This is a genomic window from Haladaptatus litoreus (genome assembly GCF_900156425.1).
GTDB lineage: Archaea > Halobacteriota > Halobacteria > Halobacteriales > Haladaptataceae > Haladaptatus > Haladaptatus litoreus.
In genome coordinates, this window is the sequence record NZ_FTNO01000005.1 from 1 (window position 1) to 15,363 (window position 15,363).

14 protein-coding genes and 1 pseudogene are annotated in these 15,363 nt (G+C 57.8%); 10 read left to right on the plus strand and 5 right to left on the minus strand.

The window, feature by feature from the left end:
* The first annotated feature begins 591 nt into the window (after positions 1-591).
* Complete coding sequence (locus tag BW974_RS18020; RefSeq protein ID WP_076431638.1) at positions 592-912, plus strand: winged helix-turn-helix transcriptional regulator; 321 nt, start codon at positions 592-594, stop codon at positions 910-912.
* 51 nt (positions 913-963) lie between these two features.
* On the opposite strand, the gene BW974_RS18025 is transcribed toward BW974_RS18020, so the two are convergent.
* Positions 964-1,713 (minus strand): DICT sensory domain-containing protein, encoded by a 750-nt coding sequence (locus BW974_RS18025; protein ID WP_076431639.1) that lies wholly within the window; start codon positions 1,711-1,713, stop codon positions 964-966.
* Between the two features lie 131 nt (positions 1,714-1,844).
* Here BW974_RS18025 and hemH point away from each other — a divergent pair, with 131 nt between their 5' ends.
* Both hemH and hemG read left to right on the plus strand, forming a co-directional pair.
* On the plus strand, positions 1,845-2,894 hold the full coding sequence (hemH, locus tag BW974_RS18030) for a ferrochelatase (RefSeq protein ID WP_076431640.1): 1,050 nt from the start codon (positions 1,845-1,847) through the stop codon (positions 2,892-2,894).
* Entirely contained in the window at positions 2,891-4,186 is a 1,296-nt protein-coding gene (hemG, locus tag BW974_RS18035; protein WP_076431641.1) for a protoporphyrinogen oxidase, read from the plus strand. The genes hemH and hemG overlap by 4 nt, the downstream gene beginning before the upstream one ends.
* A gap of 99 nt (positions 4,187-4,285) precedes the next feature.
* On the opposite strand, the gene hemE is transcribed toward hemG, so the two are convergent.
* The gene (gene hemE / locus BW974_RS18040; RefSeq protein WP_076431642.1) at positions 4,286-5,290 is read right to left on the minus strand and encodes a uroporphyrinogen decarboxylase; all 1,005 of its coding nucleotides are present in this window, start codon (positions 5,288-5,290) and stop codon (positions 4,286-4,288) included.
* 91 nt (positions 5,291-5,381) lie between these two features.
* Positions 5,382-5,585: a heavy-metal-associated domain-containing protein gene (locus tag BW974_RS18045; RefSeq protein ID WP_076431643.1), complete on the minus strand. Its 204-nt coding sequence runs from the start codon at positions 5,583-5,585 to the stop codon at positions 5,382-5,384.
* A 202-nt stretch (positions 5,586-5,787) separates the two neighbouring features.
* Here BW974_RS18045 and BW974_RS18050 point away from each other — a divergent pair, with 202 nt between their 5' ends.
* The 6 genes from BW974_RS18050 (at position 5,788) to BW974_RS18075 (ending at position 13,360) form a co-directional block, all read left to right on the plus strand.
* A complete protein-coding gene (locus BW974_RS18050; protein WP_076431644.1) occupies positions 5,788-6,384 on the plus strand; it encodes an AsnC family transcriptional regulator in 597 nt (198 codons plus the stop codon).
* A gap of 63 nt (positions 6,385-6,447) precedes the next feature.
* Positions 6,448-8,220: a Rieske (2Fe-2S) protein gene (locus BW974_RS18055; protein ID WP_076431645.1), complete on the plus strand. Its 1,773-nt coding sequence runs from the start codon at positions 6,448-6,450 to the stop codon at positions 8,218-8,220.
* 165 nt (positions 8,221-8,385) lie between these two features.
* Positions 8,386-9,000 carry a class I SAM-dependent methyltransferase gene (locus BW974_RS18060; RefSeq protein WP_076431646.1) on the plus strand — a complete coding sequence of 205 codons (615 nt, stop codon included), beginning with the start codon at positions 8,386-8,388 and terminating at the stop codon, positions 8,998-9,000.
* A gap of 329 nt (positions 9,001-9,329) precedes the next feature.
* Positions 9,330-9,833: a transcriptional regulator NrdR gene (nrdR, locus tag BW974_RS18065; RefSeq protein ID WP_076431647.1), complete on the plus strand. Its 504-nt coding sequence runs from the start codon at positions 9,330-9,332 to the stop codon at positions 9,831-9,833.
* Complete coding sequence (locus BW974_RS18070) at positions 9,830-12,337, plus strand: ribonucleoside-diphosphate reductase subunit alpha (RefSeq protein ID WP_076431648.1); 2,508 nt, start codon at positions 9,830-9,832, stop codon at positions 12,335-12,337. The genes nrdR and BW974_RS18070 overlap by 4 nt, the downstream gene beginning before the upstream one ends.
* A 27-nt stretch (positions 12,338-12,364) precedes the next feature.
* Positions 12,365-13,360 carry a ribonucleotide-diphosphate reductase subunit beta gene (locus BW974_RS18075; RefSeq protein WP_076431649.1) on the plus strand — a complete coding sequence of 332 codons (996 nt, stop codon included), beginning with the start codon at positions 12,365-12,367 and terminating at the stop codon, positions 13,358-13,360.
* Positions 13,361-13,375: 15 nt separating this feature from the next.
* Here the strand turns inward: BW974_RS18075 and BW974_RS18080 are convergent.
* Positions 13,376-13,860: pseudogene (locus tag BW974_RS18080) on the minus strand (acyl-CoA thioesterase).
* Between the two features lie 126 nt (positions 13,861-13,986).
* On the opposite strand from BW974_RS18080, the gene BW974_RS18085 reads away from it, so the two are divergent.
* Complete coding sequence (locus BW974_RS18085) at positions 13,987-14,379, plus strand: SPW repeat domain-containing protein (RefSeq protein ID WP_076431650.1); 393 nt, start codon at positions 13,987-13,989, stop codon at positions 14,377-14,379.
* Positions 14,380-14,381: 2 nt separating this feature from the next.
* On the opposite strand, the gene BW974_RS18090 is transcribed toward BW974_RS18085, so the two are convergent.
* Positions 14,382-15,233: a DUF7537 family lipoprotein gene (locus BW974_RS18090; protein WP_076431651.1), complete on the minus strand. Its 852-nt coding sequence runs from the start codon at positions 15,231-15,233 to the stop codon at positions 14,382-14,384.
* Positions 15,234-15,363: the final 130 nt, after the last annotated feature.

A 15,363-nucleotide genomic window follows, 5' to 3' on the forward strand; every position in this document is an offset into this window, starting at 1 on the left:
CACTTAAGAGCATTGGATTGGGTTTTCTTTTGCCCGATTCCGATTTTCAGCCGCGATGGCGTGGGAGTCGAGCAGTCACGCGGTGGCAGACCACCGTGCGACCTTCGCATTTGTACGAATGGCAGGCATACATTTAAGGCCGTCGAATGAGATGTTGTTTGGGAAGTCTCGACACGTCATGCGTGGTAATGTTGCAATAACGGCTACGGAACTGTGGTTGTAACGGGCGCATACGCGTGCGAAAGTACACTATAATATGCTGCATTGAGGATATGTTGGCCGACAGATTTCCGTTCAAAAAGGATCAGCAACCGATTTTAACCGAATACAGCAAAAACGAACATTCGGGTTCGAGGACACCCCGTACCAACTCAAACGGAACAGCGTTTTCAGGAATCCACTCCTGTCGCGTCAGGAAAATCAGCCAAAGCTCGTCCAAGAGAAGAACAGGAATGGCGAGCAACGCCTCGGGCGCGTTTCGATTGCAAGTACGAAACCACGAATCCAGAAACTGTAGTATCATTTCGTCACCTGATTCGAACCCGAACCAATATATAGATTCGCGGACATAGCCGTAACCGGAGTATCTGAATGTCATCAACATCAGCAGACCACGAGAAAAGCGTCTGTTGCGTCGTCGAATCGTTCGAGCAAATCGGGTCGCAGTGGCGACTCGTCGTCCTCCACGACCTCCAAGACGGTGAAAAACGGTTCAACGAACTCAAACGCTCTACGGGGGCGAGTTCTCGGACACTGTCACGCGTGCTGGACGACCTCGGCGAAATGGGCTTCGTCAGCCGTCGAACCGAGGCCGATGCACCGATTGCGACCTACTACAGTTTGAGCGACAAGGGACATTCGCTCGCCCCGGTTTTCGAGGAAATCGGAACGTGGGCCGACGAGTGGCTGTAATTTTGTAATCTTCGCGAAACGAAAACGTCAGTGGTTGCAGTCGCAGTCGAATTACGACAGTGATGATAGCGTAGTCTCCTCGCCGAGAGGATAGGTTTCCCGGAGGTGGGAGCGGATTTCGCCGACGATGCCGGAGTCATACGTCCAAAAACCGTAGAACCGATTCGGTTCGCTCTCTTCCGCCAACAGAGCACAGTCGGTTGCTCCGTCGGGAGCGTCGAAAACGACGAACCACGTTCGTTTGATTTCGTTTTCTTCGGTTGCGTGAATCGCAAGCGATGATTCCGGAAGGTCACAGTCGAGGGAACCGTAAACGTGCGCTTCGCACCCCGATTCCACAATTTTCTCGTACAGGTCCCACTGGTCACGCAGAAGCGAGAGTCGCTGGAAACCGACATGAAGTTCCCCGCCGCCAACACGCCACGCGCGTTCTTCGATTTCGCGCGACGCGAGAATCATTCGGCGCTTGCTATAGGAGGTAAATACAGTGTCGTCCACGTGCGTGAGTACTTCGGGGTTCGGAAGCGAGTCGAAATCGGTCGTGTCAAACAGTTTCCCTTCGAATGCGAGGGCCTCTCGGAGGTCGGAAAGAGGAGACGCGGCGAGAAATTCTGCACCCTTGTAGAGGACGGCGAAATCACGTGGCAGTCCACTCTCCGTTTGCGCTTGTCGAACCGCGACGTTCTGTACTGCGAAGTGAGTCTCGATGTCTTGGAAGACGTGTTCCGGAACGTCAGAATTGAACACCGTGAGCGTCTTCTCACGGGATTCGACGCGACCGAGGATATCCATCAGTGTCATCTGGTATCTTTTCACTGGTAGTAACGGATTAATGATAAACATTCACTTACAGCAAGGCTGATAGAGTCTGTGGGAACGAATCCCATTCCGCAAGCGACAACTATTCGGCGTATCCGTCCTGAGAACCGATTATGACAACCGGCGTCGTCGTACTCAACTTCGGGGAACCGGCGGAACCGACGCGAGAGAACGTCCTCGACTATTTGGAGCGTATCTTCATGAACAACGCCGATTTAGAGGGAGACACCACCGAGGAAGAAGCGCGCGAGCGCTCACGCCAACTCGCCGAACGCCGCGTGTCGAGCCTCATCGAGGAATACGAAGAAATCGGCGGCTCTCCGCTCGACCCGCAAGCGAAAGCGCAGGCAGACGCGCTACAGACCGAACTCGACGAACGAAACCTCGACGCGAAAGCCTACGTCGGCATGCAGTTCACCGAACCCTTCATCGCCGACGCGGTAGAACAAGCCCACGAAGACGGCGTGGACGAACTCGTCGGGCTTCCCATCTATCCCCTCTGTGGAGCCTCCACGACAGTCGCTTCGCTCGAAGAGATGACCGACGCCGTCGCCGAGTTGGACTGGGACGTACCGGTTCACGAGGTCACCGGCTGGCACAAACACCCGACCTACAACCGGATTCGAGCGAGCAACATCCAGCAGTACGCCGACGAAGAGGGACTCGACCTCACCGACAAGGATACCGAACTGGTCTTTTCGGCGCACGGAACCCCGACCCACTATCTGGACGAAGGCAGTCGTTACGACACCTACGTCGATGAGTTCTGCGACGTGATGGCTAGCGAACTCGGCGTCGAATCCTACTCTCTCGGCTTCCAAAATCACGGCAACCGGAAGATTCCGTGGACGGAACCCGAAGTCGAAGACGTGGTCACCGAAGTGGACGCAGAACGCGTCGTCATCGAGCCAATTAGCTTCATGCACGAACAGAGCGAGACGCTCTCGGAACTGGACGACGAACTCCGCGAGGAGGCAGAGGAGGTCGGACTGAACTTCTACCGAGTTCCGGTTCCCCACGACGACGAGCGATTTTCCGGCGTCCTCGCCGACCTCGTGGAGCCCTTCGTCGCGGATTTCGACCCGTCCTACTACCAGTTCCGCCAGTGCCAGTGTAAGGACACGCCGGGCACGATGTGTCTCAACGCCCCGTTCGAGCAATGACGGTCGGTATCGTCGGCGCGGGAATTACAGGACTCGCACTCGCGCACCACCTCGAAAAATCGGGGACAGACTACGTCGTCCTCGAAGCGGATTCGGAACCGGGTGGGGTCATCCGGAGCGGACGAGTCGATGGCTATCTGCTGGAGTGGGGACCACAACGACTTCGGAGAACAGGGCCAGTTGATGAACTCATTACCGACCTCAGAATGGACGACGAGGTCATCGAGGCCGGAGAGACGAAACTGTTCGTCTATGCCAACGGCAAACTCCGGCGCGCACCCTTCTCGATAGAGGAGTTCGGCACGACCGACTTGCTCTCGTGGCGCGGCAAACTCGACGTGCTGAAAGAACGGGAAACCGACCCGGCAGACCCCGACGAAACCGCGGCAGAGTTGTTCACCCGGAAGTTCGGCGAGGAAGCCTACAGAAACCTCATCGGACCGCTGTTCGGCGGGATTTACGGCTCGGAACCCGAACAGATGCCCGTCAAGCACGCGCTTTCCGGCGTTCTCCTGATGGAGCAAAAGTACGGCGACCTGCTCACCCCGGTTCTCAAGCGCGCGATGGCGGGCGGAACGTCCGCCCCCGCGATTTCGTTCGAGGACGGCGTCCAACGACTTCCGAAGGCGCTCTACGACGCGCACGCGGAAAACGTCCACCTCGAAACCGCGGTCACGGAAATCCGAAAATCACGACGGTCGGACGATGGCTACGTCCTCGAAGCAGAATCCGAATCACTCGAAGTCGATGAACTCGTCCTCACCACGGCCGCAGAAGTGAGCGCCGACCTTCTCGATGGACTCGCCGATTCCGCGGACGCGCTCGCACGCCTGAACTACAACCCCCTCGCGCTGGTTCACCTCCGCGCCGACTGCGACCACGACGGATTCGGCTATCAGGTGCGCCACGACGAAGGACTCGACACCCTCGGCGTCTCGTGGAACGCGAGTATGTTCGGGAGAGATGGCGTATATACGGTTTTCCTCGGCGGAATGAAGAACCCGGAACTGCTCGAAGAAAGCGACGAGGTGCTGGGTGAAATCGCCCGAACAGAGTTCAACGACGTGATGGACGCGAACGCAGACGTGTTGAGTGTTGCCCGACTCGACCGAGGATTCCCGGCCTACGACACCTCGTGGGACGCACTAGACGAGTTCGAAGCACCCGATGGAATCCACCTCGCCACGAACTACATAGCCAGAATGGGCGTTCCGAGTCGAATTCGGGAAGCAAAGAAGGTGGCGACGGCGCTGGCCGAGTCGCCCGCAACTCGGCCAGCAGGTCGAAAATAGGGAACCAAGAGACGCCACCCGTTCTCGGCGTAGATTTATAACCGAAAACGAAGCCAGTTCGGGTCGGTGATTCGGATGAACTAGTAGCCCATCGTCTTCTTAGCGCTCCACTTCCTTCGCCGCCTCCACGAACGCTTTCGCGTTCTCCACGGGCGTGGTTCGGTCGATTCCGTGGCCGAGGTTCAGAATGTGTCCCGAGTCGCCCGCCTTATCGATGACCTCGTGCGTTTTCTCTCGGACGAACTCAGGGTCGCCAAGCAAGTAGGACGGGTCGAGATTTCCTTGGACGGGCGTGTCACCCAGTTCCTCCCGAGCCTCGGTTATGTCGATTGTCCAGTCCAGTCCGACCACGTCTGCGCCCGACTCTTGAAGCAAATCGAGTTTGCCGCCGGGATGGCGCGCGAAGACGATAGAGGGCACGTCAATACTGTCGAAAATGCGCTGGTGGAGCGGCAGGACGAACTCGCGGTAGTCGTCCGGCGTCAGCACGCCCGCCCACGTGTCGAACACTTGGACGACATCCGCGCCGTGTTCGACCTGATATTCGACGTACTCACAGACCACGTCCGTAAACGCCTCCAGCAGGTCGCGGAAGGCGTCGGGGTGGTTCGCACGGAAGCGACGAATTGGTTTGCGGGAAGTCGGTTCGTCGCCGACGACGTAGGACGCGAGGGTGTACGGCCCGCCAGCGAAGCCGATGATGCTCGTCTGGTCGCCGACGCTGTCCTGCAATCGAGTGAGCAGCTTCCCGACGTAGTCGATTTCGGTGGCCACATCGGCGGACTCCGTCGGCACGTCGTCCGGACTCGTAACCGGATTCGAGACGACGGGGCCGACGCCGCTTTCGATGTGGTAGTCGAAGCCGAGCGGTTCGAGAACCGTCAGGATGTCCGAAAACATCACCAGACCGTCAGGTTCGAACAGTTCCCACGGAAGCAGCGTAATTCGTTCCGCGACTTCCGGATTTTTGATAGCCTCCTTGAAACTGTACTGTTCGCGGATGTCGCGGTACTCGGGAATGTACCGGCCAGCCTGCCGCATCAGCCAAACCGGTGGGCGCTCGGTGCGTTCGCCGCGTGCCGCACGAACCAACAGGTCGCTCATGGGACCAGATTGGTCGGTGACCGTCTAAGCATTTCGACTCCGGGAGACGTTCGTCGCAAAAATACGAAATCGAAAAACGAATTTCGAACGACTACGCCGAGGCGTCGTAGCCAGCGTCCTCGACAACTGCGACGAGTTCGTCGGTGTTCGTGTCCGCGTCGCTTTCGACAGTTGCCGTTCCCGCCTCGTGGTCGGCGCTCGCATCGGAAACGCCGGACAGGTCTTCCAGCGCATCGACGACGCTCTGTTCGCAGTGGCCGCAGTTCATTCCATCCACCTGAATCGTGGTTGTCATGCACGCTACTCGTTTCCAATGGGTTTTTTCAGTTTCGGAAGACGTGAGAGTAGCCGTAGAATTTAACACAGGTTACTACAAAGGATAATTCATTTATTAAATAAGTGAAAATTGAACCGATGGGTCGGAATACACAGGTCAATCCGGTAATGACGTGTGATAGCGAAAACTGTTTTTATTCTACCACTCCAAAAGGAGTGTAATGCGACAACTCGACGACACCGACCGGGAGATAATCCGGTTGTTGGTAGAGGACGCTCGCCGTCCGTACAACGAAATCGCCGAAACCGTCGGTCTGTCACCGCCGACCGTTTCCGACCGTGTCGAGCGACTACAAGAAATCGGGGTCATCCGCCGATTCACCGCGGATTTGAATCACGACATCCTTTCCGACGGACTCTCTCTCCTCGTCACCGTCAACGCCAAACCTGGCCACGTCGGCGATATTCGGGAATCGCTCGCGTCGTTCGACGGCGTCGAACACGTCTTCGTCACCGCCGACGCGCACATCGTCTGCAAGGCAAATCTGCAAGAGCAAGCGATCGAGACACTGCTATCGAATGCCATCGGTGAAGAGGCGGTTCGAGAGTACGACGTGCAACTCTTGGTTGACGACGAATGGAACCCACAACCCGGAACCATCGAGTTCGCGCCGGACTGCGTGGAGTGCGGCAACACCGTCACGGAAGAAGGCGAATCGACTCGAATCGAGGGGGAACTCTACCACTTCTGTTGTTCGTCCTGCAAGGCGCAGTTCGCCGACCGATACGAACGCCTGCAAGAGGGTGCGACGAACTGATTGAATAGATACAGTAATTCATTTCAGCGAACCGTTTTGATGCCGTGTGACTAGTCATCATGCATGGCAACAGACGAAACGGGCGATTCGACGAAACCGGGAACAGACCAATCGTTCGTCCGCGTCGCGGACGCCGACGAACTCAGGGAGGAAGGCCGACTGCTAGTGAACCGAAACGGAAGATCGTTGGCCCTGTTCTACCACGAAGGCGAATTTCGCGCGGTAGACAACCGCTGTCCACATATGGGCTTTCCATTGACCGAAGGAAGCGTGGAGGACGGCATTCTAACCTGCCACTGGCATCACGCCAGATTCGAACTGTCCTGCGGCGACACGTTCGACCCGTGGGCCGACGACGTGCAGGCGTTTCCAATCGAGGAACGCGACGGCGACATCTACGTGAACACCACGCCGAAACGCGACGCACCGCCGGAAGAACACTGGACGGAACGACTCGAAACCGGCCTCGAAGAGAATCTCCGACTCGTCGTGGCGAAATCCGTCATCGGCCTCTCGAACGCTGACGTTCCGGATTCGGAACCGCTTCGAATCGGCGCGGCGTTCGGCACTCGCTATCGCGAACAGGGATGGAGTTCGGGCCTGACGATTCACTCTTGCATGGCAAACGTCCTCCCCGACCTCGGAGCTGACGACCGACCGCGGGCGCTCTACACCGGCTTGCGACACGTGGCGTCGGATTGTCAAGGCGAATCGCCGCGGTTCGACCAACCGTCGTTTGAGACGGAAGAAGTCCCGGCAGACCGACTCAGGAAATGGTTCCGCGACTGTGTGGAGGTGCGCGACCGAGACGGCGCGGAACGCTGTCTGCAAACCGCAATTGCTACCCTCGAACCGGAACAGGTCGCGGAAATACTGTACACCGCGGCGACCGACCACCTCTATCTCGACGCTGGACACAGCTTCGATTTCATCAACAAATCGCTCGAACTGCTAGACCACATCGGCTGGGAACACGCGGAAACCGTCCTGCCGAGCGTCATCCCGCGACTGACCGACGCTCAGCGGAGCGAAGAACTCTCTTCGTGGACACAGCCGATTGATTTGGCGGAACTGCTGTTCGACAGTTTCGACCAACTTCCCGAGTTGGTCGAAGCGGGCAATGAAAAAACGTGGAACGAACCCGACGACTTCACAGAAATCCTCCTTTCCGACGACCCACACGAAATTCTCAACGCGCTGAAAGACGCGATTCGGTCGGGCGCGACCTGCGAAGAACTAGCGGACAGGGTTTCGTTTGCCTCCCTGATGCGAGTCGCCCAGTTCGGTACGGCAAACGAGTTCAGCGACTGGAACACCGTCCACCACACGCTCACCTACAACAACGCGGTTCAACAGGCCGCGAAACGCGCGAGTTCGACGGCACTCTACCGCGGCGTCCTCGCGGGTGCGATGAGCGTCTACCTCGACCGATTCCTGAACACGCCGCCGACGCCCGTGCCGACCATCGACTCCTCGGATGCCAACCCCGAAGACCTCCGCGAGGAACTGCTGGAAACGTTCGACGAGGAGGGCAACGTCAACGCCGCCGGGGCCATCGTCGCGGAGCATTTCTCGGCGGGCGGCGACCCCGGAAAGTTGAAAGAAACCCTCGGACAGGCCCTCCTCCGCGAAGATGCCGGATTCCACACGCTCCAAAATTTGGAAGCCTCGTTCGCGCAGTTCGACCTGCGCGACGACGAGGAGGAGAAGGAACTGGCGCTGATTTCGCTGGCTCGCTACATGGGTGCGCACTTCCCGACGCGTCGGGAGGCCGAACAGACCTACGTCATTGCGGATAGGCTGAATCGCGGGGAGAAGATTCACGAGTCGAACTGAGGGAATCGATTTTACCGAATTTTCGTTCGGCGGTTCGTGTCGGAAGTCGTCATTTCGATTCCACGGGAATATGTGGAGAATCTACAAACAGGTACCAGCACAGTCATCCAGCGTCCGTTTCATTTCGACGGGGTTATTATTCTTGACTGAATCGAGTATCAACCCATGTCGAACCAGTCAGAATCCGAGACGGATGACCCGGCGAGGTGGTGGAACGAGGTATACGAAAGCGAAACCGCTCCTCCATGGGATACCGGTAAGCCACAGCCAGCCCTCGTGAACGCTGTCAAGAGTGATGGGCTATCAGGTCGCGTCCTCGACGTTGGTTGTGGAACCGGAACGCATGCACTCTGGGTAGCAGCGGAGGGGCATACAGCCGTGGGCATAGACTTCTCCGAGAAGGGAATCGAACAAGCACGGGAGAAGGCCGAAGAACGGGGTCTCGACGCGACGTTTCGGGTCGCAGATGCACTTGACGTTCCCGAGGACATCGGAACGTTCGATACCGTGCTGGACAGCGGTCTGTTTCACGCGTTCCAGAACGAACAGCGCGAGGACTACGCCCGTGAACTTGCTGGTATCGTTCCGGCGGGAGGTCGTGTGTTCCTCGTCGGATTTGCTAAAGGTGCACCGGAGGATGGAGGGCCGAATCCCCTCACTCCTACCGACGTATCTTCCGCCTTCGCAGAGGAGTGGAACTTCTTGGAAACGCAGGAAGTAACGTTCGAAACGCGCGAGACCTCATTTCCGGGTTTACTCTCGGTTGTCGAACGAGTCTGAGCGGTGGTGACCGACACACAATTCTAATCTATCGACGTATTGAGCCACTCCACTTTAGACCAAATTCCGTCCGTCTCTAACAGTATCCTCGATATCCAGCATGCAGTTCGTATCATCTGCCGAGATTTCCAACTGAGCCAAAAATCCATCTCCGCAACTCATTTTACATGCGTCCTCGTCGGTTACACCAGCGAATACAATTGTAATTGTATTACTCCAATTTAATTGGGTAACCTTTATACACACACGGCCAGACACCATATATTGCGGCTAAAACATCGACACCCCACATAGAGGGGTTCAAGCTGGAGGCCCACGTAGTGACAACTATGAACTGCCCGGACTGCGGGAACGAGCGCACGCGAGTTATCGACACGGAAACGAGCGCCGACGGAACGTCGGTGCGACGACGGCGCGAGTGTCAACGCTGTTCGTTCCGATTCACTTCCTACGAGCGCCCGGAGTGGGACTCCCTCCAAGTCAAGAAACGCGACGGAAGCATCGAGTCGTTCGATTTCGAGAAACTCCGCGCGGGTATCGAACGCGCTGTCGAGAAACGCCACGTACCCGAAGAGGATGTGACGAATCTCGTCGAAGAAGTCGAGTCCGACCTGCAATCTCGTGAGACTCGTATCGTTTCGTCCAGTTTGGTCGGCGACCTAGTCTCCGAGCGATTGCGCGAGCTAGACCAAGTGGCGTACATCCGATTCGTCTCGGTGTACAAGGCCTTCTCCGAACCGGAGGAGTTCCTCCGCGAACTCGACGCGGTTCTCGATTCCAAACTCGATGCATCCAGTTCAATCGATTCGACCGACAAATCCGATACATCATGAGCCAACACGCTACCGCAACGACCACCGAAGACGTTCGGTCGATTCTCGACCGAGCACGCACGGACGACGAAACTATTCTCCCCGACGACGAGCGCGACGACCTCTGCACCGAAATCGAGCGCAGTCTCTACGACGGCGCATCGACCGACGAGGTCTATCGAGCAATTCTTCAGGCGCTCACCGCACGAGTCGAACGCGAACCCGCGTTCAAACGCATCGCGGCGGGCGTCTTCCGCCAGCGATACTACCGCGAAATCATGGACGACGACCTGACGGGCTACGAACTCGACCGCGAGTACCGTGCGACCTTCGTCGCCAACCTCGAACGCGCCGTCGAAATCAACCTGCTCGATAGCCGACTCGTCGAGCGATTCGACCTCGAAGGGCTTGCCGAGTATCTCGAACCGAACCGCGACGAGAAGTTCGAGTACATGGCAATCGAGACGCTCTATCAGCGATACTTTCTCAAGACCGAGGAGAACGGCGAGCATCTCGAACTGCCACAGGCGTTCTGGATGCGCGTTGCGATGGGTCTCGCAATCGAGGAGGACGACCCACAGAAACGGGCGAAGGAGTTCTACGACGTGCTCTCGAAACTGGAGTTCACACCCTCGACGCCGACGCTGTTCCACAGCGGCTCGACCCACCCACAGCTTTCGTCGTGTTACCTGACGACCGTGCAGGACGATTTGGAACACATCTTCGACTCCTACAAACACCACGCACAGCTTTCGAAGTGGAGCGGCGGCCTCGGCAACGACTGGACGAACCTCCGCGCTGGCGGTGCACTCATCGAATCCACCGGCGTCGAATCCACCGGCGTCGTGCCGTTCCTCCGCATCAGCAACGACGTGACGGCGGCCATCAACCGCTCCGGCAAACGTCGGGGCGCGTCCTGTGGCTACCTCGCCTGCTGGCACATGGATTTCCCCGCGTTCATCGACCTGAAACGTAACACGGGCGACGAACGGCGGCGCACGCCGGACATGAACACGGCGGCGTGGATTCCGGATTTGTTCATGAAGCGAGTCGAAAACGAAGCGGAGTGGACGCTGTTCAGCCCCGACGAAGTGCCCGACCTCCACGACCTGTCGGGTGAAGCGTTCGAGGAGCAGTATCTCGAATACGAACAGCAGGCCGAAAACGGCGAGTTCCGCCAATACGAACGGGTTGACGCCCAAGAACTCTGGCGCAAGATGCTCACCCGCTTGTTCGAGACGGGCCATCCCTGGATAACGTTCAAAGACCCGTGTAACGTCCGCTCGCCGCAAGACCACGTCGGGACGGTTCACTCCTCGAATCTCTGTACTGAAATCACGCTAAACACGAGCGAGGACGAACACGCCGTCTGTAATCTGGGAAGCGTGAACTTCGCAACGCACGTCTCGGAAGGTGAGAGCGCGGAACGGAGTTCCGCGGAAACCGAGCGGGCGGACTCGCCCGCGAGGCTCGACCGCGACCATCTCGCGGAAACCATCGAAACCGCGATGCGGATGCTGGACAACGTGGTTGACCTCTGTTTCTATCCGACCGACCAAGCCGAATATTCGAACATGCAACACCGCCCGGTCGGACTCGGAACGATGGGATTCCACGACGCCCTGATGGAACTGGAGATACCGATGAACTCGGAAAAAGCGGTCGAGAAATCGAACCGCTGGCAGGAGTTCGTCTCCTATCACGCGATTTTGAACTCCTCGAAACTCGCCGAAGAGCGCGAGTCGTACCCCTCCTACGAGGGGTCGAAGTGGGACCGCGGACTGCTCCCGCAGGATACGGTTGACCTGCTCGAATCCGAGCGCGGACGAACGATTCCGACCGACCGCGAGGAATCGCTCGACTGGTACGTCGTCCGCGAACACGTCGAAGAACACGGGATGCGGAACTCGAATACGATGGCAATCGCGCCGACAGCGACGGTTTCAACCATCAACGGGACGACGCCGTCCATCGAACCGCTATACTCCAACCTCTACGTGAAATCGAACATGTCCGGCGATTTTACCGTCATCAACGACCAACTGGTTGCTGACCTGCAAGACGAGGGGTTGTGGGACGAAGAGATGGTGGACAGAATCAAATACCACGACGGTTCCATTCAAGAAATCGACGCGATTCCCGACGACCGACAGGAGTTGTACCGCGGCGCGTTCGAAATCGACCCGCGTCATCAACTCCGACTGACTGCACACCGCCAGACGTGGATAGACCAGTCGGTTTCGCACAACGTCTTTTTCCCGTCCACGGACGGCACGCTTCTCGACGACATCTACAAAACCGCGTGGGAGTTGGGCCTGAAAACGACCTACTACCTTCGAACCCTCGGCGCGTCACAGATAGAGAAATCGACGCTGGACATGGCCGAGTACGGGAAGAGTCAGCGCCGGGACGATTCGCAGTCCGAGTCAGCCGAAACAGATGGCGGACGGCGAACCGGCGACCAACAAAGTGCTGAAAACGAACTCTGCACCGTCGAAGACCCCACCTGCGACGCCTGCCAGTAAACCGAGACAGACGATTTTCCACAATCCATGCCGATTATCAACAACGACGCGGAACACGACCCGAACAAGATACTGCCAATCGACTACGACTGGGCGCGCGAATACTACGAAGCGGGCGTCAACAACAACTGGGTGCCACAGGAAATCCCAATGCAGGACGACGTGTCCCAGTGGAACGGTGACGCCCTCACGGACGCCGAGCGCCAACTCATCGAGTGGAATCTCGGCTTCTTCTCGACAGCTGAATCGCTCACCGCTAACAACATCGTCCTCGCGCTGTACGAGTACGTGACCGCCCCGGAATGTCGCCAGTATCTCCTGCGGCAGGCTTACGAAGAGGCGATTCACACGGACACGTTCATCTACTGCTGTGATTCGCTCGGCTTCGACCCCGACTACCTCTATGGAATGTACGAGCGAGTGCCCTCCATCGAGGAGAAAGACGAGTTCGTCGTTGACCTCACGCGTGCAATCAACCGACCCGATTTCACCATCGAAACAGACGAAGACGTGCGCGAGTTCGTCCGCGACCTCGTCGGCTTCTACGTCATCATGGAGGGAATCTTCTTCTACGCCGGATTCGCCATGATGCTCGGTCTGAAACGTCAGAACAAGATGGTCGGCATCGGCCAGCAGTTCGAGTACATCATGCGCGACGAGTCGCTCCACCTCGGGTTCGGCATCGACCTCATCAACGAGATTCGGGCGGAGAACCCCGGCATCTGGACGGACGATTTCGGCGGCGAAGTTATCGACCTCATCACCGAGGCCGTCGAGTTAGAGAAGATTTACGCCTACGAGGCCTGCCCGGACGAAATCCTCGGTATGAGCGCGGAGCAGTTCGCCGACTACGTCGAACACATCGCCGACCGCAGGTTGGGACAGTTAGACCTCCCCGAGCAGTACGGAACCGAAAATCCGTTCCCGTGGATGTCGGAACAGACCGACCTCAACAAGGAGAAGAACTTCTTCGAAACGCAGGTCACGGAGTACCAAAGCGGCGGGTCGCTAGACTGGTCGTAAGCCAAAATCGAGACGCTACGCCGAGTTTTTCGGCGAACCCAACGCTTCCCTGCGTTTGCGACGACGCCGGAGGGCGTCGTCGCGGAGCGTTTCCTGTTCGCCATCCGGACAGCGAACGTCCGCCACCGACGCCGGTTTCTCGTCTTCGTCCAGCGCGACCATCGTGAAAAACGAGGTTGCAGTGTCCTGTTTTCGTTCTCGCACGGACGCTCCGCCCCGACGTTCACGACGACTTCCATGCTCGTCCGTCCGGTTTCGAAGACGTATCCTTCGATGGTCACGATGTCACCGAGGTCGATAGGGCCGAGGAAATCGACGTGGTCCATCGACGCCGTAACGACCTGCCGCTGGGAAAATCGGCGGGACGAGATGGCGGCACAAATGTCCATCCAGTGGAGAACCGACCCACCGAGTGCCCGCCCGAGGTTGTTCGCGTCGTTCGGCATCAGGATTTCACTCATCACGGTGTGCGACTCCGAAAGTGGCGCAGTTTCGCGCATCAGAACCGTCTACACGACCGACACAGATAAAGCAAGTGAATTTGTAATAGTGAAAGTAGAGTTGCTGATACAGCCGTTCGACTTATCGGCAAAACGGTCGTCTGAGAGACAGAGGTGGGATACGATATGAAGGAAAACACGATGGGAGGGAACAGAACGGTTTTGGTGGGTATCCCGTTGGGGTTGTGGTTGCTGTGCGCTCCGTTCGTCGTCTACGAGGCGATGTTCGCGTCGAACTTTTGGAACGACATGGTCGTCGGCGTCACCGTCCTGTTCCTTTCCGCCTATGGACTCGTCTGCTCGTGGCGAAACCGCCGGGTGAGCGTCGCCGCGGGCGGACTCCTCGGCCTACTCGGCCTCTGGCAGGTGACGCGGCCCTTCGTCGCTCCGACCGCCGGGCCGCTTCCCCTCTGGGGCGACGCAGTCGTCGGCGTCCTGCTGGCCGCACTCGGTGGACGCGTCATGCGAAACGCGCGAAACGCTTCACTGCCGGAGCAGGCACAGACGAGTCGGCGATAAAATCATGACTCCCGAGAACTGTTCCCCGTTTCCATCGCCCGTTCGTACCACGACGGCCGCGAAACGGTCGTTCGTCCGATGTCCGAAAGCCGCATCGACTCCGTGATTCGTGCAGGTCGGTCGTCGGCCATTCCGGTCGCTTCGAACTCATACTGGTGAATCAATCCCCACGTATCCACGACGAAGACGAGCGAGGCGTTTTTCACCGAGTCGAGATAGTATGGCGTAAGCGCGTCGGGATTCGTGAGTTCCGACGCCGTGACGCGGTACCGTAATGTCCCCGAATTAGTGTCGATTCGTTCGACGTTCGTGACGTTGACCGCCAGCAAAAGCGACTGGAGTTGATTACGAGTTTGGGAGTACAGCGGAGGACGATTCTGCGATGGGTTCAGATGGCCGACTGAGGTACGTTTGTACGACGCACTGTTGTTTCTCTCCTGCATCGAGAGTCGCAGTTCGCCGTTCGACCACGCACCGCCTCGATAGGTGGCCGTGGAGTTAGCACGCGACGAGGAGTTCATCGTATGCCAAACCGAGAGATCGTAGTGGCTACCGTTCTCCCCGCGGTGTTCGGTCGCGTTGTACCGAGACGAAACGTTTCCATCGAGTTTCCCGACGCTCCGAACCCGCATCGTGTAGGAATCGTCCTGTAAAACGCGAGAGTGTGCATCAACGAGGTTAGATGGGTTCGTCAGACCGTCCGCCGAGAGGCCCGGCGCAAGTTCACCCGAAAGGGACTTTGTCGTCGTATCGGGGGTCGAATCCGGATTGCGACCGTCGATGCCGAGAAACGAACTGCATCCTGCGGTGGAGAGCAACAGCGCGAGGACGAGTGCGAGGAGGGCGCGACTCATCAGTCGAATTTGACTTCGTATTGACTTAAAAAACTACGGATAGATTGAACAAACCGCGACAGGAAACGGATTTCGAAAAAATATATTCTGAGTTGAGACTGTATTCGCGGTTCGACTCAGTATCCAAGGT